Here is a 19190-nt window from a genome sequence, read left to right on the forward strand (position 1 = left end):
GTTGGTAGCGTGGTGCGGTGACGACACCAGCCTCCCGGGCAGCCCTGACCGTCCGCCCGATCGACGCCTCCGAGCACCTCGACTTCGTGCGCGGCCGATCGTCCGTCAGCTTCCTGCAGACGCCGGCCTGGGCCGCGGTCAAGGCGGAGTGGCGAGGTGAGTCGATCGGCTGGTTCGACGGGACGACGATCGTCGGGTCAGCCCTGGTGCTCTACCGGCAGCTGCCGAAGCTCAAGCGCTACCTCGCCTATCTGCCCGAGGGCCCCGACATCGACTGGACCGACGCCGACCTGGCCCGGTGGCTGACGCCCATGGCGGCGCACCTCAAGGCGCAGGGTGCGTTCGGCATCCGCATGGGTCCGCCGGTCGTGACGCGCCGGTGGCACGCCGGCACGATCAAGCAGGCCATCGCCGATCCCGTCCTCGGCTCGTTGTCGGAGGTGCCGGCCGATGAGCTCGACGACACCGCGATCGGAGTCGTCGCGACGCTCGAGCAGCTGGGATGGAACGAGATCCCCACGACGGGTGGCTTCTCGGCCGGGCAGCCCAAGTTCAACTTCCAGCTGCCGCTGGCCGGGCGCGACGAGGACGCGGTGCTCGCCGGCATGAACCAGCTGTGGCGGCGCAACATCAAGAAGGCCGCCAAGGCCGGCGTCGAGATCACGACCGGCACCCGCGACGACCTCGCCGAGTTCCACGCCGTCTACGCCGAGACCGCCGAGCGCGACCACTTCACACCGCGTCCCCTGCCCTACTTCGAGCGCATGTGGGACGCCATGACGGCCGAGGAGCCCGACCGGGTCGTGCTGTACCTCGCGCACCACGAGGGCGACCTCGTCGCCGCCACCACGATGGTGCGCGTCGGCACCCACGCCTGGTACTCGTACGGCGCCTCCACCACGGCCAAGCGCGACGTCCGCGGGTCCAACGCGATCCAGTGGCAGATGATCCGCGATGCGATGGCCGCCGGCGCGACGACCTACGACATGCGCGGCATCACCGAGACCCTCGATTCGGACGACTCGCACGTCGGCCTGATCCAGTTCAAGGTGGGCACCGGGGGCGAGGCGGTCGAGTACCTCGGCGAGTGGGACCTCCCCCTCAACCGAGCCCTGCACCGCGGGTTCACGACCTACATGAGGAGACGAGGATGAGCCAGGACATGCGCCGCCACCGGCTTGCGATCACCCAGCGCGCCTCGGCGCTTGTCATGGAACGTCCGAGCGACGAATGCGGCGACGAAGGAGCCCACATGAGGAGGCGCGGATGAGCGGCTTCGAGCTCGACGTCGACGCCGCCCGCTGGCGCCGGCACGTCGCCGCGACCGTCGAGGCCCGCCGCGGCCTGGTGCCGGTCATCAAGGGCAACGGCTACGGCCTGGGTCGCAGCCTGCTCGCGATGGAGGCCGCCGCCGTGGGGCTCGGCACGATCGCTGTCGGCACCTATGCCGAGGTGCCGGGAGCGCTCGCGTCGTTCGCGGGCGACGTCATGGTGATGACGCCGTGGCGCCCGTTCTTCACCGACGCGGTGCTCGACGATCGCGTCATCCACACGCTCGGCCGCATCAGTGACGTCGCCGACCTGGCCGCGCTGGCCCCCAGTGCCCGTGTCCTGCTCGAGGGCGAGACGTCGATGTCGCGCCACGGGCTCGACCGGCACGAGCTCGCCGCGGCCGTCGCCGCCCTGGGCGACCTGAGGCTCGAGGGCTTCGCGATCCACCTGCCGCTGCAGGCGGCGTCCGGGGGGCCAGGCCGTCCAGGAGGCAATGTCGCCGAGGCCGAGAGCTGGGCCGCGGCCCTCGAGACGTCACAGGTCGACACCACCACGTTGTACGTCTCGCACCTCACTCCCGGCGAGGTCGGTGCGCTCGCCGCCCGCCGCCCGCAGCTCGACATCCGCCCCCGCATCGGGACGTCACTGTGGCTCGGCGACCTCGGCGCACTGTCGGTGCGCGCGACGGTTCTCGACTCGCACCTCGTGTCGCGCGGCGAGCACATCGGCTACCGCCAGCGCGCGATGCCCCGTGACGGCACCCTTCTGGTCATCGCCGGCGGCACCAGCCACGGCATAGGGCTCGAGGCACCCAAGGCGTCGTCCGGTGCGGTGCAGCGCGGCAAGCTGCTGGCCAAGGGCGGGCTCGAGGCCGCGGGTCTGTCGCTGTCGCCGTTCACGATCGCCGGCAAGCAGCGCTGGTTCGCCGAGCCCCCGCACATGCAGGCCAGCATGATCTTCGTGCCGGCCAGCGTCACGGCCCCCGAGGTCGGCGACGCCGTCGACGTCGCGGTGCGATTCACCACCGCGACGTTCGACAGCATCAACCTGCGCTAGGTAGGCCCCCTAGGGGCCGACGACCGGCGGGGTCCCCGTCGGTGCCGGGGTCGTCGGCTGCGCCGGCGGCGTGGTCGGCACCGGCTCCGGTGCCGGCGGGACGGTCGGCTCCGGTGCCGGCGGCTGCGTCGGCTCGGGATCCGGCTGCTCGATCGTGCGCGACGGCTGCGGCTTGGGCTTCTTGGTCGGCTTGGGCTTCGGCGCGACGTACGTCGTGCCCTTGTCGGCCTTGATGTTGGCTGCCGGCGGGAAGGTGCCGCACTCGGAGGGGTTGAGGGCCCGATCCATGTAGGCCTTGAACGTGCGGGCAGGTGTCTGACCGCCGAAGAACGTCGGCAGCATGTAGCCCTCGAGGTCTTCGTTGCCCTTGCCGCGGTTGTACATCACGGCTGTCGCGAGCTTGGGCGTGATGCCAGCGAACCACGACGACGACACGTACTGGTCGGTGTCGGTGCCGGCGGTGGCCGTACCGGTCTTGCCGGCGGTCGTGCAGACCGTCCGCCCGTTGACGCCGGTGCCAGACCTCACGACTCCCTGCATCGCCGAGACGGTGTCGGCGACGACGTCCTCGGGGATCGTGCGCTTGGTCTTGTTCTCGTGCTCGTGCATCACCGAGCCCTGGAAGTCGGTGACCTTCTGGATCATGTACCAGTCGGCTCGCTTGCCGCCGGCCGCCAACGTGGCGTAGGCGTTGGCCATGTCGATCGGTGCCACGGGCGCATAGCCGAGCGGCGTCACGGCCACAGGATCGATCGCATCGGCCACGGAGGCGGGAATGCCCGCGGCCTTGGCCGCGGCGAGCACCTTCTTGGCGCCCACCGAGATGTCGCCGTCCTCGCTCATCTGGTTGGTGAGGTCGACGAACGCCGTGTTGACCGACTCCTCGGTCGCCTTCGACAGCGGGATGCTGCCGAAGGAGCCACCGCCACCATCGCCCTGGTTGTAGGTGGCGATCTTGCCGTTGATCATGAGGGGGGAGTTTCCGTTGAGCTTGGTCTGCAGGCTGTAGCCGTCCTCCAGCGCCGCGATGATCGCGAAGACCTTGAACGTCGATCCGGGCTGAGTGCCCAGCATCGCCCAGTTCTGCTCGCTCTTGAGGTAGTCGGGCCCGCCGTACATCGCGCGCACCGCACCGGTGCCGGGCTGCACCGACACGAGTGCCGGGTGCAGCTCGGGGGCACCGGACGGGCGGTTGGCCTTGACCGACTCGACGGCGTCCTTCTGGTCCTCGTAGTCGAACGTCGTGACGATGCGCAGGCCACCGCCCTCGATCTGCGAGGGGCTGAACTCGAGCTTCTGCATCTGGTCCTTGACCGCCGCCAGCAAGAAGCCCTTGGTGCCGCCGAAGCGGTTGAGGTCCTTCTTGGGCTGCACCTCGGGCAGCGTGTCGGAGAACTTCGCGGCCTCCTCGGCCGTGATGGCGTTCGACTTGACCATGCCCTCGAGCACGTAGGTGAACCGCGGCTGGATGCGCGCCTGCGCACCCTCGGCGTACGGGTCGTAGTAGCTGGGGCTGTTGATGATGGTCGCGAGCAGCGCCGACTGCGCGTAGTTGAGCTCGGACGCCGGCTTGCCGAAGTAGTTCTGCGAGGCGACCTGGATGCCGTACGAGCCGTTGCCGAAGTAGATCGTGTTGAGGTAGCCCTCGAGGATCTGCTTCTTGCTGAGCTGGTTGTGGATCTTGATCGAGAGGACGGCTTCCTTGACCTTGCGCGTGTACGACCGCTCCTGCGTCAGGTAGAGGATCTTGACGTACTGCTGCGTGATGGTCGAGCCGCCGCCCTGGATCTCGCCGCTCGTCGTGTTGTCGCGGACGGCGCGCAGGATGCCCTTCAGGTCGATGCCGCGGTTGGTGTAGAACGTGCGGTCCTCCGCGGCGATCGCCGCGGCCTGCATCGAGGCCGGGATCTCGTCGATCGAGACGCTCTCACGGTCCTGCAGCGCGAACTCGCCGATCTTGTGCTTGCCGTCGGAGTAGTAGACCTGCGTCGTCTGGGTCTGGAAGTCGGCGTTGGCGTCGGGAATGCTGATCGCCCGGTAGAGCACGAAGAACGTCAGTGCCGCGGCGAGCACGCCCGAGACCACGAGGAACGAGAACCACCGCAGCGTCTTGGTCCACCACGGTCCGCGGCCACCGATCTTGCGTCCGACCGCGAAGAGTCCGCCCGCTCCGGCGGTCGACTTCTTGGCCGAGGCCTTCGTCGAGGACGACCGCGTGCTCTTGCTCTTCGGGGCGCTCCTCGACGTCGAGGGGCGCTTTCGCTGGGCTGCCAAGGGTCCGTCTACCTCCATACGGGACCCGTGGTGCGAGTCCTTCGTCGATCCAGTGTGCCGAACGTACCTGAGAGATGACCAATCGCCTGCGACTCCGGTGTCGGGGGTCACGTCGGGGGGTGGGTGCCGACACGTGCAGTTTCGATGTATCGTCTCGATATAACAAACGGACGACTATGTATGGATGGGCGATGACACGACGCGGCGCGGCACTCGAGGTGGCAGTCCTCGGCCTGCTCCACGACGCCCCCATGCACGGCTACGAGCTGCGCAAGCAGGTCAACGCCCTGCTGGGCTGGGGACGCATCCTGTCGTACGGCACGCTCTACCCCGCGCTCAAGGCACTGGGCCGCGCCGGCTTCATCGTGGCCGACGAGACCGTCGACCCCGCCGGACGCAGCAAGCGGCCCCGCATCGTCTACGAGCTCACCGCCGAGGGCAAGGAGCACTTCGCCCAGGCCCTCGAGGACTCCGGTCCGTCGACGTGGGACGACGAGACGTTCGGCGTCCGCTTCGCCTTCTTCTCCCGCACCGACGCCGCCTCGCGGGTCCGCATCCTCGAGGGGCGTCGCAGCCGGCTCGAGGAACGGCTCGACAACGTCCGCAAGTCCGGTCAGCGCAAGCGCGACCGGGTCGACTCCTACACGCTCGAGCTGCAACGGCACGGGCTGGAGTCGGTCGAGCGCGAGGTCCGGTGGCTCACCGAGCTCATCGACCGCGAGCGCGCCGGCGGATACCCCGACGTCGAGCCGTCGCACGACCAGACCACCGACCAGCAAGCACCGACCAACACCACCGAGAAGTGACAACCATCAACAAAGGAGAACCCATGGGTTCGATTCGCGTAGCAATCGTGGGAGTGGGCAACTGCGCCACGTCGCTCATCCAGGGCGTCGAGTACTACAAGGACGCCGACCCCGAGGGCAACGTTCCCGGGCTCATGCACGTCAAGTTCGGCGATTACCACGTCAACGACATCGAGTTCGTCGCCGCGTTCGACGTCGACGCCAAGAAGGTCGGCTTCGACCTGGCCGAGGCCACCCAGGCCAGCGAGAACAACACGATCAAGATCGCCGACGTCGCCCCGACCGGCGTCATCGTGCAAAAGGGCAACACGCTCGACGGCCTCGGCAAGTACTACCGCCAGACCATCGAGGAGTCGGACGCCCAGGCGGTCGACGTCGTCCAGGTGCTCAAGGACACCAAGGCCGACGTGCTCGTCTCCTACCTGCCCGTCGGCTCGGAGCAGGCCGACAAGTTCTACGCGCAGTGCGCGATCGACGCGAAGGTCGCCTTCGTCAACGCCCTGCCGGTCTTCATCGCCTCGGACCCCGAGTGGGCCCGCAAGTTCGAGGATGCCGGCGTCGCGATCATCGGCGACGACATCAAGAGCCAGGTCGGCGCGACCATCACGCACCGCGTCATGGCCAAGCTGTTCGAGGACCGCGGCGTCGCGCTCGACCGCACGTACCAGCTCAACGTCGGCGGCAACATGGACTTCAAGAACATGCTCGAGCGCGAGCGACTGGAGAGCAAGAAGGTCTCCAAGACGCAGGCCGTCACCTCCAACCTGACCGGCTCGCTCGCGGGCCTGAAGGACAGCCGCAACGTCCACATCGGTCCCTCGGACTACGTCGCGTGGCTCGACGACCGCAAGTGGGCGTACGTCCGCCTCGAGGGTCGCGCATTCGGCGACGTCCCCCTCAACCTGGAGTACAAGCTCGAGGTCTGGGACTCGCCCAACTCGGCCGGCATCATCATCGACGCGATCCGCGCGGCCAAGATCGCCAAGGACCGCGGCATCGGCGGAGCGCTGTTGTCGGCGTCGTCGTACCTCATGAAGTCGCCGCCGGAGCAGCGTCCCGACGACCTCGGTCGCGAGATGCTCGAGAAGTACATCGCCGGCGAGGTCGAGCGCTAGACCCCACCAAGCCCCGCTGGGCCTGACGTTTCTGCAGACACGCCGTCGGCGTGTTGGTCAGAACGTCAGGCCCAGCGTGGTTCTAGTGCTTCTTGCGGGGGATCAGGTGCATGACGGCGACGACGATCGCGCCGACCACGATGCCGATGACCGCCGAGGACGCGGTGTTGACGATCCAGCCCACCGCGCCACCGCCGGCGTCCTTCTCCCAGTGGTGCACCGTCTCGTACGGCCAGTGCCAGCCGAGCTCGTCGGCATTGACCAGCAGGATGTGGCCGCCGACCCACAGCATCGCGACGATGCCGATGTTGGCCAGCACCGTCAAGAAGATCGGCATGCCGACGACGAGGCCGCGACCCACCTTCTGCGCGACCGCGGACGACTTCTTGGCCAGGTGCAGCCCGATGTCGTCCATCTTGACGATCAGCCCGACGGCTCCGTAGACGAGCGCCGTGATCGCGACGGCGACGACCGCCAGGATCAGCGCCCGCGACACGAACGGCTCGTCGGTCACCTCCTTGAGCGCGATCACCATGATCTCGGCCGAGAGGATGAAGTCGGTGCGGATCGCGCCGCTGACCATGGTCTTCTCGTGGTCGGCGCCCCCGTCGGCCGCGACCGGCTCGGCCGGACCGTGGTGATCTCCGGGGCCGAACTTCTCCCACAGCTTCTCTGCCCCCTCGAACGCGAGGTACGTGCCGCCGAGCATCAGGATCGGTGCCAGCAGCCACTCCGCGTACTGGCTCAGCAGCAGCGCGGCCGGCAGGATGAACACGATCTTGTTGCGCAGCGACCCCACGGCGATCTTGCGGATGACCGTGAGCTCGCGCGACGGGTCGAAGCCCTGGACGTATCGCGGCGTCACGGCCGCGTCGTCGATGACGACCCCGGCCGCCTTGGTGCTGGCGCGACCTGCGGCGGCACCGATGTCGTCGACGGAGGCTGCCGCCAGCTTGGCCAGCGCCGCGACGTCGTCGAGCAGCGCCATGAGTCCACCGGCCATCAGGCACGTCCCAGAAAGGTCATGCGCACCAGCCTACGGTCGATCGGCCCCGAGCTGGCATGACGGGCCATATGCTCACGGGATGACCGAGTACGTGACGTTCGTGGCGTTCGCCGCCCTCCTCGCGGTGGCACCGGGGCCCGACAGCTTCCTGACGTTGCGTGCGACGGTCGCAGGTGGACGCCGTCGCGGTCTGGTCACCGCGGCCGGCATCACGACGGCCGGCGCGATCCAGGGACTTCTCGCCGCGACGGGACTCGGTGCCGTCCTGCTGCACGCCGAGCCCGTGTTCCTCGCGATCCGCTGGGCCGGCGTCGCCTACCTGACGTGGCTGGGCGTCACGGCGATCCGCGATGCGCTGCGGCGCGACGGGAGCGTGTGGACGGTGGGGGCCAGCGGCGCGACGGTCTCGGCCAGGCGCGCGTTCCGGCAGGGATTCGTCTGCAACATCACCAACCCCAAGGTCCTCGCGTTCAACCTGGCGGTGCTGCCCCAGTTCGTCGGCGACGACCCGGGCGTGCCGGTGCTCCTGGCCTACGCCCTCACGCTGGTCGGCATCGGTGCGATCGTGCTGGTGACGCTCGTCCAGCTGGGCTCGCTGGCCACCGACCGGCTGACCCGACCGGCCTTCCGGCGCGGCGTCGACGGCGTGACGGGCGTCGTGATGCTGGGCTTCGCGACGGCCCTCGCCGTCGAGGCCTGACCTGCCGTCAGCCCCCGCCTCAGCCGCGCGCGGCCCAGAAGGCCTTGAGCGCCTCGGTCGCGTCGGCCTCGCTGAGCGGGCCGCGGTCCATCCGCAGGTCGAGCATGAACCGGTACGCCTCGCCGACCTCGGGCCCGGGCGGGATGCCGAGAATCGACATGATCTGGCCGCCGTCGAGATCGGGCCTGATCGAGCCGAGCTCCTCGGCCTCGGCCAGCACCGCGATCCGGCGCTCGAGCTCGTCGTAGGTGCGCTGCAGGCGCTGCGCCTTCTTCTGGTTGCGGGTCGTGCAGTCGGCGCGGGTCAGGATGTGCAGGCGCTCGAGCTGGTCGCCGGCGTCGCGGACGTAGCGGCGCACCGCCGAGTCGGTCCACTCGCCCGAGCCGTAGCCGTGGAACCGCAGGTGCAGCTCGATCAGCGACGCGACCTGGTCGGTCGTGTCGTTGCTGTAGCGCAGCGCCTTCATCCGCTTGCGCGCGAGCTTGGCACCGACGACGTCGTGGTGGTGGAACGTGACGGTGCCGCCGTCGGCGAAGCGACGGGTCTTCGGCTTGCCGATGTCGTGCAGCAGCGCCGCCAGACGGATCACCAGGTCGGGTGCGTGGTCGAGCCGGTCCTCGAGGGCGATCGCCTGGTCGAGCACCGTCAGCGAGTGCTCGTAGACGTCCTTGTGGCGGTGGTGCTCGTCGCGCTCGAGCATCAGTGCGGGCAGCTCGGGCAGCATGTGCTCGGCCAGGCCGGTGTCGACCAGCAGGCGCAGGCCCTCGACGGGATGTGCGCTGGTGATCAGCTTGTCGAGCTCGTCGCGGATGCGCTCGGCCGACACGATGTCGAGCCGGCCCGCCATCGCCGCCATCGCCTCGACGACCTCGGGGGACGCCGTGAATCCCAGCTGCGCGACGAAGCGCGCCGCCCGCATCATCCGCAACGGGTCGTCGCTGAACGACTGCTCGGGCGTGACGGGGGTGCGCAGCACGTTGGCCTCGATGTCGTCGAGACCACCGAACAGGTCGACGAACTCGCGCGACGGAAGCCGGATCGCCATGGCGTTGACCGCGAAGTCGCGGCGCGACAGGTCGCCGTCGAGGGTGTCGCCGAACTGGACGTCAGGCTTGCGGGAACCGGCGGCGTACGCATCGGTGCGGTACGTCGTGATCTCCAGCTGTCGGCCGGCCTTGCGCAGGCCGATCGTGCCGAAGTCGCGGCCGATGTCCCAGATCGCGTCGGCCCATCCCGCTGCGATGCGCTCGATCTCGTCGGGGCGGGCCGAGGTCGCGAAGTCCCAGTCGTTGCCCGGACGCCCGAGCACCGCGTCACGCACGGGACCGCCGACGATGACGAGCTCGTGGCCCGCCGCCTCGAACAGCGCGCCGAGTTCGGCCAGGAACGGGTTGGCGTCGAGCTCGGCGTCGATCCGGGCCCGGCGGTCTGCGGTCAGCGAGGGCGTGGGCACGGGGACACACTCTACCGTCCGGACCCGCGCGCTGAGGTCCTGGCGACGGGGCCCGTGCGTCTAGCATGTCCGGGTGAGCAGCCGTCGGTGCACGATCCTCGTCGCGCTGCTCCTGACGGCGCTCGTCACGCTCGCCGGAGTCGCGCCCGCGTCCGCGGCCGATGACGACCCGGGCCTCACCGTCACGATCGGCACGGTCTCACCGACCCTGCTGGCACCCGGGCGCGACGTGTCGATGAGCGGCACCGTCACCAACGCGGACGACCACGCCTGGACCAAGGTGCAGGCGTACCTCGTCATCCCGGCCTCGCCCTTCACGACGCGTCGACAGGTCGACCAGGCCATGGCCGACGGCCGCGCGTACACGGGCGTGCGGGTCATCGAGACCGGTTCGTTCGACGAGGTCGGAGACCTCGCGCCGGGTCAGACGAGCGCGTTCCGGGTCGACGTGCCGTTCGAGCAGCTGCGCATCACGGGTGCCGAGGGCGTCTACCCCGTGGGCGTGCAGATCCTCGCCACCGACGACGAGGGCAACCGGGACACCGTCGCGGTGGCACAGGCCACGACGTTCGTGCCGCTCGTGTCGTCGGCCACCGATCCGGTGCCCACCTCGATCGTGTGGCCCTTCGTGATGCCCGACCACCGCCGCGCGGACGGCGACTACGCCGATCCCCGGAGCCTGCTGACGTCGGTCGGGGCGGGCGGCCAGCTGCGCAACCTGCTCGACCTCGCCGCCAGCACACCGGGTGCGGGGGCCACCGTCGTGATCGACCCCGCGCTGCTGGTCGGGGTCGGCGACCTCGCCGAGGGACGGCACATCGCGGACGACGTCGAGGTCACCGACGACGAGCGGGCCGCAGCCGGCCGGTTCCTCGACGACCTGCTCGCGTTCGCGCGGCCCCGCAGCCCCTGGATCCTCGACTACGACCGCCCCGACTCACTGGCCCTCTCGCAGCACCCCGACCTGCGGGCACCGCTGCAGGAGGCCGTCGACCGGGCCACCGACGAGGCGCTGTCGACGTACCAGCTCAGCGGACGTCGCGTCTCGTGGCCGACGCGCGACGGGGTCGACCGCACGCTGCTGTCCGATCTGCGCGGCGAGGGCGATGCCCCGGTCATCGTGACGCCGAAGGCCGTGCCCGACTGGGACCGCCGCCTCGGCTCGATCGTGCAGTACGAGTCGGCACGCGGACCCGTCCCGCTGCTGGTCGACGATGCCGACGTGTCCGGGGACCAGACGCCCGCGACGCTGCGGCAGCAGGTGCTGAGCGAGGCCGCCCTGGCCGTCCTGGAGCGGACGATCGACCCCGCATCGCGTGCCGATGCCGTCGTGATGGTCGACCCGCAGTGGAACCCCGGCGCCGACTGGGCGTCCGGCGAGCTGGCGACGGCCTTCTCGGCCCCGTTCGTGCAGCCGACGAGCCTCGACTCGGTGCTGACCCGGCCCGTCTCGACCTACGCGGGCGACGTTCCCGCGACGGCTCGCGCCCGTCCGCTCTCCCGCGACCAGCTCGAGGCGGCCGACGCGATCGTCCAGCAGGGCCGCACCCTCAGCACGATCATCGCCCAGAACGACGGCTTCGACGTCTCGCTGGCCCGCGGTGTCGCGGAGGTGCTGGCGGTGAGGTGGCGGCTCGATCGTCCTCGCGCTCTCCAGATCGCGACGTCCCGTGCCCGCCGTGCCGGTGCCGAGCTCGACAAGATCGCGATCGAGGCACCGCCGTCGGTCACGCTGTCGAGCTCGAAGGGTGGGTTCCCGCTCACGATCCGCAACGACACCGACGAGGCCATCCGCATCGGCGCCGACCTCGACTCCAGCAACCCCGCCCTCACGATCCCGTCGGTCAAGTCGGTGACGATCGCGGCGGGCGAACGCCGCACGCTGACGGTGCAGATCGACCTCGGCAACCAGCGCACGACCTACCTGACCGCCCGCCTCATGACGACCGACGGTCAGACGATCGGCACCAAGACGACGTTCAAGGTGCGGTCGAGCAGCATCAGCACCGTGCTCTGGGTCGCGATGGGTGCCGCCGGGGTGTTCGTGCTCATCGCGCTGGTGAGGCGCTTCCACCGTCGGCGCACCTCCGGCACCGGGGACGCCCCTGAGCAGCTCGCGGACGACGATGACTGAGGCCTCGGCCGGACGCACGATCGCCCGGGCCAGTGCCTGGATGGCCCTCGGCACGATCGTCTCGCGCGTCACGGGCTTCCTGCGGGCCGGTCTGCTCGCGGTCGTGATCGGCACGGCCCTGAACGGCGACCTGTTCGACGTCGCCAACACGATCCCCAACTCGCTCTACATCCTGCTGGCCGGCGGCGTCTTCAACGTCGTGCTGGTGCCCCAGCTCGTCCGGGCCATGAAGAACGACCCCGACGGAGGCGATGCCTACGCCAACCGCGTCATCACGCTCGGCGTGATGGTGCTGGCCGTCGGCACGGTGGTGCTGATGCTGCTCGTCCCCGTGCTGCTGCGCATCGTCTTCGACGACTACCTCTTCCGTCCCAAGTTCGCGGTGCAACGCGACTCGGCCGAGTTCTTGATGCTGCTGTGCCTGCCGCAGGTGTTCTTCTACGGCGTTTTCGTCCTGGCCGGTCAGGTGCTGAACGCGCGCGGTCGGTTCGGGCCCATGATGTGGGCACCGATCGTCAACAACGTCGTCGCCTGCACCGTCGTCATCGTCTATGCGCTCGTCTTCGGGACGAGCCAGGGAGGGGACGGCTTCACGACGACCGAGTCGCTGGTGCTGGGCCTCGGCTCGACGGGCGCGATCGTGCTGCAGGCGTTGGTCCTGGCGCCCTATCTCCGGCTCGCGGGATTCCGCTACCGGCCGCGCTTCGACTTCCGCGGCGTCGGCCTGCGCCACACGGCCCGTCTGGCCGGTTGGACGCTGATGTTCATCGTGGTCAACCAGATCGCCTTCATCGTCGTCGTCAAGCTGGCCACGTCGGCGACGCTGCAAGGTGCCGCCGACGGCGAGAAGGGGGCGGGTTCGACGGTCTACGGCCTCGGCTTCCTGATCAGTCAGCTGCCCCACGGCGTCATCACGGTGTCGCTGGCGACCGCCGTCATCCCGACCCTGGCCGCCCTGGCCGCCGACCGCAGCTACGACCGGTTCCGGCTCGAGCTCGGCCGCACGGTGCGCATCGCGCTGGTCATCGTGGCCCCTCTCGCCGTCGCGCTGGCCTGCCTGGGGCAGTCCGCGGCCGCCATCGCCGGTGGTCTCGGCGCCCTCGGCGGCAGCACGCTGGCGATCGGCCACACGATCCAGGCCTTCTCGCTGGCCACCGTCGCGTTCACGGTGCACTACCTGATGCTGCGCGGCTTCTACGCCAACGAGGACAACCGCACCCCCTTCTTCATGCAGCTCGTCATCGGCGTCGTCAACGTCGCGCTCGCCCTGGTGCTGGTCCCCCTCGTCGAGCCGAACCGGGTCGCGATGGTGCTGGCGCTGTCGTACGGCATCGCCTACGTCGTGGGCGCGATCTTGTCGGTGACCCTGTTGTCGCGGGCGATCGGCCCGATGATCGACCGCGAGATGCGGTTCTTCATCCGCCGCATGGTCGTGGCCCTGATCGTGACGGCCTTCGTGACGCTCGGGGTGGCCGGCGGCCTCGACGCGCTGGGGGTCGAGCCGCTCAGGGCAGTGGGCGGACTCGTGACGACCGTCGTGGCGGGGCTCGTGGGCATGCTCACGTTCATCTCGGCCGCCAAGGTCGTCGGGCTGTCCGAGCTCGACCACCTCGTGGGCTCGCTGCGCCGCAGGGGCTGATCACCCCGTGGGGTGCCCCCGTCCCGTCTAGCATGGTCGCAGGCACCAGCCGGGGCGAGGCGATGAAGGGGTGAGGGCATGACCGACCGACGGTCACTGGCCTCCGGCGACGTCCTCGCCCACCGCTACGAGCTGCAGGACCTCGTCAACGAGCGCCACGGATCGACGACGTGGCGGGCGCACGACAAGACGCTCAACCGCAACGTCGGGATCGAGATGATCTCCAGCGCCGATCCACGGGCCCAGCACTTCCTGGAGGCGGCCCGCGAGTCGACGTCGGTCACCGATCCGCGGTTCCTGCGGGTGCTCGACCTGATCGAGGACGAGCAGCAGCACCACCTCGTCGTGCGGGAGTGGGCTCGCGCGTTCCCCCTCGACCAGCTGCTCGCCCAGTCCCCTCTGCCCAACCGCCGCGCTGCCACGGTCGTCGCCGAGGTCGCCGAGGCCATGGCGCACGCCCACGAGAATGGCGTTTACCACCGGCGACTGACGCCTCACCAGGTGCTGCTCAAGCAGTCGGGTGCCGTGCGGGTCGTGGGCCTCGGGGTGGCAACCGCGCTGGCACCCGTCGGCCGCCAGGACACGCTCTCCGACCTGCAGGCCTACGAACAGCTCGACGTGCAGGCCCTCGGCCGGCTGCTGTACGCCAGCGTGACGGGCCGGTGGCCCGGCGGCGACGTCGACGGGCTCGCGGCGGCACCCGTCGAGCACGGACGTCTGCTCAGGCCCCGGCAGGTGCGTGCCGGTGTCTCGCGCGACATCGACTCGATCGCCGACCGCATCCTCGGCACCCCTCCCCGTCACCACGCGACCCCCCTGCGCAAGGCCGCCGACATCGCGCGCATCCTGCGTCTGTCGGGCGAGGACGACGACATCCACGACGACCAGCCGAGCCTGGCCGGCATCTCGTCGCCCGATCTGCTGCGGCTCGACCCCGTGATCGTGCCGGGCGGTCCTCCCCCGGGGCTCGAACCGCCTCGCCGACGGCCCAAGGCCTACGAGCCCGCGCCGCCGACGACGTTCGAGCGCAGCAAGCAGCGGGCACGGCACGCGGCCAAGGGTGACCGTGGGCTCGTGCTGCTGGGGGTGGTCGGTGCGCTGGTCATCCTGTCGCTGATCGGCTTCCTGGTGTTCCGCACCGACAATCACAGTGCCGATCCCATCGATGCCTCGTCCCCCGTGCGAGTGCTGCCCGTGCAGCGCGCCACCGATTTCGATCCGCAGGGCGAGGACGGTCGCGAGAACCGCGAGCAGGCACGGCTGGCCGTCGACGGCGTGGCGACGACGGGCTGGCAGACCTCGACCTACCTCGGTCTACCGACGCTGGGGGGCGTCAAGGACGGGGTGGGGCTGGTGCTCGACCTCGGTGGTCTCCGCGAGGTCGACTCGCTCCGCCTGCGACTCGCTGGTGAACCGACCAGCCTGGTCGTCTACGCGGCATCCGACGACGTCACGCGCACGCCGAGGTCACGCCGTGACCTGGAGCCCGTCGCGACGGTCGACGGCGTGGGCACCGACGCCAGCATCGCCCTGCGATCAGGCATCGTCACCCGGTACGTCGTGGTGTGGCTGACCTCGCTGCCCGAGGTCGAGACCGGCGTGTTCCGCGGCGAGATCCGCGATGTCGTCGTGCGTGGCAGGTCATGACACGACGTCAGGCAGTCGAAGGAATGTCCGGCACCTAGAATTCGTTGACACCGGTCCAGCAACCAAAGGGAACAGCATGAGCGACGACGTTCGCAATCTCATCATCATCGGCTCGGGCCCCTCGGGCTACACCGCGGCGATCTACGCGGCGCGCGCCAATCTCGAGCCGCTCGTCTTCGAAGGATCCGTCACCGCCGGCGGTGCGCTGATGAACACCACCGACGTCGAGAACTTCCCGGGCTACCCCGACGGCATCATGGGCCCCGAGCTCATGGACAAGCTGCGCGCGCAGGCGGAGCGGTTCGGTGCCGAGCTCGTGTCTGACGACGTCACGTCGGTCGACCTCACCGGTGACATCAAGACCGTGAGCCTCGATGACGGCACGACCCACCGCGCGAAGGCCGTCGTGCTGGCGATGGGCTCGGGCTACCGCAAGCTCGGAGTCGAGGGCGAGGACCGTCTGTCGGGCCACGGCGTCTCGTGGTGCGCGACGTGCGATGGCTTCTTCTTCCGCGAGCAGAACATCGTCGTCGTCGGCGGTGGAGACTCCGCCCTCGAGGAGGCCACGTTCCTCACGCGCTTCGCCTCGAAGGTCACGATGGTCGTGCGCCGTGACGAGCTGCGCGGGTCGAAGATCATGCAGGACCGGGCGATCAGCAACCCCAAGATCGAGATCGCCTGGAACTCGCAGGTCGCCGAGATCATCGGTGACGACAAGCTCGAGGCGCTGACGCTGCGTGACACCGTCACCGGCGAGGAGCGTCGCCTCGACGCGACGGGGCTGTTCATCGCGATCGGCCACGACCCGCGCTCGGAGCTGCTGACCGGTCAGGTCGATCTCGACGACGAGGGCTACGTGCTGGTCCAGCCCGGATCCACAGCGACCAACCTCACGGGTGTGTTCGCCGCTGGTGACCTGGTCGACCACACCTACCGTCAGGCCATCACGGCAGCGGGCACCGGCTGCGCCGCCGCGCTGGACGCCGAGCGGTTCCTCGCCGACATCGACTCGGCCGGCGAGCCGGCCACCGATGTCGCGATGGCGCAGTGGGCGGAATAACCACCTCCCCCACACGTTGAACCCCACACAGACCTGAAGGAGAACCCCATGGCAGATTCCACCCTGGCCGCCGTCACCGACGCCACGTTCGACGAGCTCGTGCTCAAGGCTGACGGACCCGTGCTCGTCGACTTCTGGGCCAGCTGGTGCGGCCCGTGCCGTCAGCTCGCCCCGATCCTCGAGGAGATCGCGACCGAGAAGGGCGACAAGCTGACGATCCTCAAGATGGATGCCGACGCCAACCCCGTCACGCCCGCCCAGTACCGCGTGACGGGCCTGCCCACGATGAACCTCTACGTCAACGGCGAGGTCGTCAAGTCGATCGTCGGTGTGCGCCCCAAGAGCGCCATCCTCAACGATCTGAACGAGTACGCAGGCTGATCGACGCTGCACGACGAAGCCCGGCATCCGCGAGGATGCCGGGCTTCTTCGTCTCCCCATATGATCACTTTGTCGACAAGTCACCTAGTAGACAAGTCGTTAGAGCGATATAACTATTTATGGCTTCGTGGGATCCATCATGCCGACGATCCGCTCGAGGTCGTCGATCGTGGCGAACTCGACGGTGATCTTGCCCTTCGACCGGCCCAGGTCGACCTTCACCCGGGTGTCGTAGCGCTCCGACAGGCGGGCTGCCAGATCGGCGAGCCGTGGCGCCGATGCCTTCGCCGACTGACGGGCCGCAGGACGCTTGGAGTCGTCCGGCCCGACCGTCACGATCTCCTCGAGCGCTCGCACCGACAATCCCTCGGCGACGACACGGGCCGCGAGGCGGTCCTGGATCTCCGGGTTGGCGACGCTCACGAGGGCGCGGGCGTGTCCCGCCGACAGCACTCCGGCGGCGACGCGTCGCTGTACCGTGGGCGTCAGCTTGAGCAGCCGCAGGGTGTTGCTGATCTGCGGTCGTGATCGGCCGATGCGGTCGGCAAGCTCCTCGTGGGTGCACCCGAAGTCCTCCAGCAGCTGCTGGTAGGCCGATGCCTCTTCGAGCGGGTTGAGCTGCGACCGGTGGAGGTTCTCCAGCAACGCGTCGCGGAGCAGGTCCTCGTCCGACGTCTCGCGCACGATCGCGCCGATCGTGTCGAGCCCGGCCTTGCCGCTGGCTCGCCACCGCCGCTCGCCCATGATGAGCTCGTAGCGGTCCTTGGCCACCTCGCGGACGACCACGGGCTGGAGCAGCCCCACCTCCTTGATGGAGTGGACCAGCTCGGCCATGTGGTCCTCGTCGAAGACCTGACGCGGCTGGCGGGGGTTGGCGACGATCTGGTCGAGGGGGATCTCGGCGAACCGCGCGCCCTCGATCTCCTTCAGACCTGATGCGGCGGCATCGGCGGAGCTCGACGGGATGAGTGACTCCAGCCCTCGTCCCAGTCCTCGGCGTGTGCTCATCGGGCGGTCCCCTTCCGTGCCCCGGCCAGGGCGATCTCGCGTGCAGCCTCCAGGTACGACAGTGCTCCGGAGGACGTGCCGTCGTACGTGATGACGGACTGCTGGTAGCTGGGCGCCTCCGAGATGCGCACCGAGCGTGGGATGGGCGTCGTGATGACCTTCTCGGCGAAGTGCCCTCGCACCTCCTCCGCGACTCCCGCCGACAGCCGCGTGCGGGCGTCGTACATCGTCAGCAGGATCGTCGTGACCTCGAGCTTGGGATTGAGGTGCGCTCGGATGAGGTCGATGTTGCGGATGAGCTGACCGAGACCCTCGAGTGCGTAGTACTCGCACTGGATCGGGATCAGCACCTCGCGTCCAGCGACCATCGCGTTGACCGTCAACAGTCCGAGAGACGGTGGGCAGTCGATCAGCACGTAGTCGATGCGGTCGCCTGCTGCGGCACAGTCGGTCAGGTAGGTCTGCAGGGCCCGGTCGAGACGCGACTCGCGTGCCACGAGCGAGACCAGCTCGATCTCGGCACCTGCCAGGTCGATCGACGCCGGCAGCACCGTGAGACCGGGGATGTCCGGACACGGCTTCACGAGCTCATCGAGATCGGTGCCCTCGACGATCGCCTCGTAGACGCCGGGCGTTCCCTCTGCGTGAGGGATGTTGAGGGCGGTCGACGCGTTGCCCTGAGGGTCGAGATCGACGACCAGCACGCGCAGTCCCTTGAGGGCCAACGCCGCGGCGATGTTGACCGTCGTCGTGGTCTTGCCGACGCCACCCTTCTGGTTCGCGACGACGAACACCCTGGTGTTGATGGGCTGCTCGAAGCGCGAGATCGACGACGCGCGCTGCAGCAGCGATACGTGCTCCTCAGCGGCTGCCGCCAGAGGGGTCGAGTCGTCGTTCGAGGGGATCGGGACGCTGTAGGTGTTGGCTGCCGTGCGTGGAGCTGGCCGTGTGGGCTGGTGCTCGTTCATGCCTCCCCCTTCGTTGTTTCACGTGAAACATGATTCATCGGGTGACCTCCACGACCGTGGTCGGCACATCACCGTTCTCGTACGAAGCCACCACGATAGACGTCGCACCGAGGCGGTGGAGGGTCGCCGTGGCGACCTCGACCTCCTCGACTGCGGACCGGCCCTTCATCGCCAGCAGGGCTCCGCCCGGTGCCACCAACGGCATGCACCAACGGGCCAGCTTGTCGAGGGCGGCAACTGCTCTGGCCGTCACGACGTCGAAGGTCCGACCGACATCCTCGGCACGGCTGCGCAGCACCTCGACATTGGTGAGTCCGAGGTCGGCCACTGCCTGGTCGAGGAAGGTCGTCCGTCTCAGCAGGGGCTCCACCAACGTGACGTGCAGATCGGGACGGGCTATGGCCCACACCAAGCCGGGTAGTCCAGCACCGGTGCCGATGTCGGCCACAGTCGCACCCTGGGGGACGCGGGGGACCACCACCGCCGAGTTCATGACATGGCGGTCCCAGATGCGGGGCACCTCGCGAGGACCGATCAGACCCTTGACCACACCATCGGTCGACAAGATGTCGGCGTACTGCTCAGCCAGGTGAAGCCGGGACGCGAACACCCCCGCCGCGTGCGGCGGGGGTGTTTCACGTGAAACATGACCGTCGTCGGACGGCAGATCG

Annotated in this window: 16 protein-coding genes; 10 read left to right on the forward strand and 6 right to left on the reverse strand. The window is 69.1% G+C overall.

The features are described 5' to 3' along the window. The first annotated feature begins 17 nt into the window (after positions 1 to 17). Together JOF40_RS05075 and JOF40_RS05080 are read left to right on the forward strand one after the other, a co-directional pair. Positions 18 to 1154, forward strand: coding sequence for a lipid II:glycine glycyltransferase FemX (locus JOF40_RS05075; protein ID WP_246152774.1), 1137 nt, complete (start codon positions 18 to 20; stop codon positions 1152 to 1154). Between the two features lie 112 nt (positions 1155 to 1266). Continuing rightward, the gene (locus JOF40_RS05080) at positions 1267 to 2328 is read left to right on the forward strand and encodes an alanine racemase (RefSeq protein WP_129180688.1); all 1062 of its coding nucleotides are present in this window, start codon (positions 1267 to 1269) and stop codon (positions 2326 to 2328) included. 9 nt (positions 2329 to 2337) lie between these two features. Here the strand turns inward: JOF40_RS05080 and JOF40_RS05085 are convergent, their stop codons facing one another. Beyond that, positions 2338 to 4602, reverse strand: a complete 2265-nt coding sequence (locus JOF40_RS05085; RefSeq protein ID WP_188111684.1) for a transglycosylase domain-containing protein — start codon at positions 4600 to 4602, stop codon at positions 2338 to 2340. Positions 4603 to 4793: 191 nt separating this feature from the next. Here JOF40_RS05085 and JOF40_RS05090 point away from each other — a divergent pair, with 191 nt between their 5' ends. Further along, complete coding sequence (locus JOF40_RS05090) at positions 4794 to 5408, forward strand: PadR family transcriptional regulator (RefSeq protein WP_129180692.1); 615 nt, start codon at positions 4794 to 4796, stop codon at positions 5406 to 5408. A gap of 23 nt (positions 5409 to 5431) precedes the next feature. Next, on the forward strand, positions 5432 to 6523 hold the full coding sequence (locus JOF40_RS05095; RefSeq protein WP_129180695.1) for an inositol-3-phosphate synthase: 1092 nt from the start codon (positions 5432 to 5434) through the stop codon (positions 6521 to 6523). Between the two features lie 82 nt (positions 6524 to 6605). Here the strand turns inward: JOF40_RS05095 and JOF40_RS05100 are convergent, their stop codons facing one another. Beyond that, a complete protein-coding gene (locus JOF40_RS05100; RefSeq protein ID WP_129180696.1) occupies positions 6606 to 7526 on the reverse strand; it encodes a DUF808 domain-containing protein in 921 nt (306 codons plus the stop codon). 82 nt (positions 7527 to 7608) lie between these two features. On the opposite strand from JOF40_RS05100, the gene JOF40_RS05105 reads away from it, so the two are divergent. Beyond that, entirely contained in the window at positions 7609 to 8229 is a 621-nt protein-coding gene (locus tag JOF40_RS05105; RefSeq protein WP_129180699.1) for a LysE family translocator, read from the forward strand. Between the two features lie 19 nt (positions 8230 to 8248). Here JOF40_RS05105 and JOF40_RS05110 read toward each other — a convergent pair whose 3' ends face one another. Then, entirely contained in the window at positions 8249 to 9682 is a 1434-nt protein-coding gene (locus JOF40_RS05110; protein ID WP_246152776.1) for a CCA tRNA nucleotidyltransferase, read from the reverse strand. Between the two features lie 73 nt (positions 9683 to 9755). On the opposite strand from JOF40_RS05110, the gene JOF40_RS05115 reads away from it, so the two are divergent. The 5 genes from JOF40_RS05115 to trxA all read left to right on the forward strand — a co-directional run bounded on the left by JOF40_RS05115 (position 9756) and on the right by trxA (position 16543). Beyond that, on the forward strand, positions 9756 to 11816 hold the full coding sequence (locus JOF40_RS05115) for a DUF6049 family protein (RefSeq protein WP_129180701.1): 2061 nt from the start codon (positions 9756 to 9758) through the stop codon (positions 11814 to 11816). Beyond that, complete coding sequence (gene murJ / locus JOF40_RS05120; protein WP_129180703.1) at positions 11809 to 13455, forward strand: murein biosynthesis integral membrane protein MurJ; 1647 nt, start codon at positions 11809 to 11811, stop codon at positions 13453 to 13455. The genes JOF40_RS05115 and murJ overlap by 8 nt, the downstream gene beginning before the upstream one ends. A 78-nt stretch (positions 13456 to 13533) precedes the next feature. Then, complete coding sequence (locus tag JOF40_RS05125; RefSeq protein WP_129180705.1) at positions 13534 to 15102, forward strand: protein kinase family protein; 1569 nt, start codon at positions 13534 to 13536, stop codon at positions 15100 to 15102. Positions 15103 to 15178: 76 nt separating this feature from the next. Then, complete coding sequence (gene trxB / locus JOF40_RS05130) at positions 15179 to 16162, forward strand: thioredoxin-disulfide reductase (RefSeq protein ID WP_129180707.1); 984 nt, start codon at positions 15179 to 15181, stop codon at positions 16160 to 16162. A gap of 48 nt (positions 16163 to 16210) precedes the next feature. After that, positions 16211 to 16543, forward strand: coding sequence for a thioredoxin (gene trxA / locus JOF40_RS05135; protein WP_129180709.1), 333 nt, complete (start codon positions 16211 to 16213; stop codon positions 16541 to 16543). 117 nt (positions 16544 to 16660) lie between these two features. Here the strand turns inward: trxA and JOF40_RS05140 are convergent, their stop codons facing one another. The 3 genes from JOF40_RS05140 to rsmG are packed head-to-tail and all read right to left on the reverse strand — an operon-like array spanning position 16661 to position 19129. After that, complete coding sequence (locus JOF40_RS05140) at positions 16661 to 17551, reverse strand: ParB/RepB/Spo0J family partition protein (RefSeq protein WP_129180711.1); 891 nt, start codon at positions 17549 to 17551, stop codon at positions 16661 to 16663. After that, a complete protein-coding gene (locus JOF40_RS05145; RefSeq protein ID WP_129180713.1) occupies positions 17548 to 18519 on the reverse strand; it encodes a ParA family protein in 972 nt (323 codons plus the stop codon). The genes JOF40_RS05140 and JOF40_RS05145 overlap by 4 nt, the downstream gene beginning before the upstream one ends. 34 nt (positions 18520 to 18553) lie before the next feature. Next, a complete protein-coding gene (gene rsmG / locus JOF40_RS05150) occupies positions 18554 to 19129 on the reverse strand; it encodes a 16S rRNA (guanine(527)-N(7))-methyltransferase RsmG (protein WP_246152778.1) in 576 nt (191 codons plus the stop codon). Positions 19130 to 19190: the final 61 nt, after the last annotated feature.

Origin of the sequence: Aeromicrobium fastidiosum (genome assembly GCF_017876595.1) — a bacterium.
Taxonomy (GTDB): domain Bacteria; phylum Actinomycetota; class Actinomycetes; order Propionibacteriales; family Nocardioidaceae; genus Aeromicrobium; species Aeromicrobium fastidiosum.

What these genes read in the sequence shown, in the direction of transcription:
- JOF40_RS05105 (WP_129180699.1), top strand. Translation starts at nt 7,609, where the DNA reads ATGACCGAGTACGTGACGTTCGTGGCGTTCGCCGCCCTCCTCGCGGTG.
- trxA (WP_129180709.1), top strand. Translation starts at nt 16,211, where the DNA reads ATGGCAGATTCCACCCTGGCCGCCGTCACCGACGCCACGTTCGACGAG.
- JOF40_RS05100 (WP_129180696.1), bottom strand. Translation starts at nt 7,526, where the DNA reads ATGGCCGGTGGACTCATGGCGCTGCTCGACGACGTCGCGGCGCTGGCC.
- JOF40_RS05125 (WP_129180705.1), top strand. Translation starts at nt 13,534, where the DNA reads ATGACCGACCGACGGTCACTGGCCTCCGGCGACGTCCTCGCCCACCGC.
- JOF40_RS05140 (WP_129180711.1), bottom strand. Translation starts at nt 17,551, where the DNA reads ATGAGCACACGCCGAGGACTGGGACGAGGGCTGGAGTCACTCATCCCG.
- murJ (WP_129180703.1), top strand. Translation starts at nt 11,809, where the DNA reads ATGACTGAGGCCTCGGCCGGACGCACGATCGCCCGGGCCAGTGCCTGG.
- trxB (WP_129180707.1), top strand. Translation starts at nt 15,179, where the DNA reads ATGAGCGACGACGTTCGCAATCTCATCATCATCGGCTCGGGCCCCTCG.
- JOF40_RS05080 (WP_129180688.1), top strand. Translation starts at nt 1,267, where the DNA reads ATGAGCGGCTTCGAGCTCGACGTCGACGCCGCCCGCTGGCGCCGGCAC.
- JOF40_RS05145 (WP_129180713.1), bottom strand. Translation starts at nt 18,519, where the DNA reads ATGAACGAGCACCAGCCCACACGGCCAGCTCCACGCACGGCAGCCAAC.
- JOF40_RS05090 (WP_129180692.1), top strand. Translation starts at nt 4,794, where the DNA reads ATGACACGACGCGGCGCGGCACTCGAGGTGGCAGTCCTCGGCCTGCTC.
- JOF40_RS05095 (WP_129180695.1), top strand. Translation starts at nt 5,432, where the DNA reads ATGGGTTCGATTCGCGTAGCAATCGTGGGAGTGGGCAACTGCGCCACG.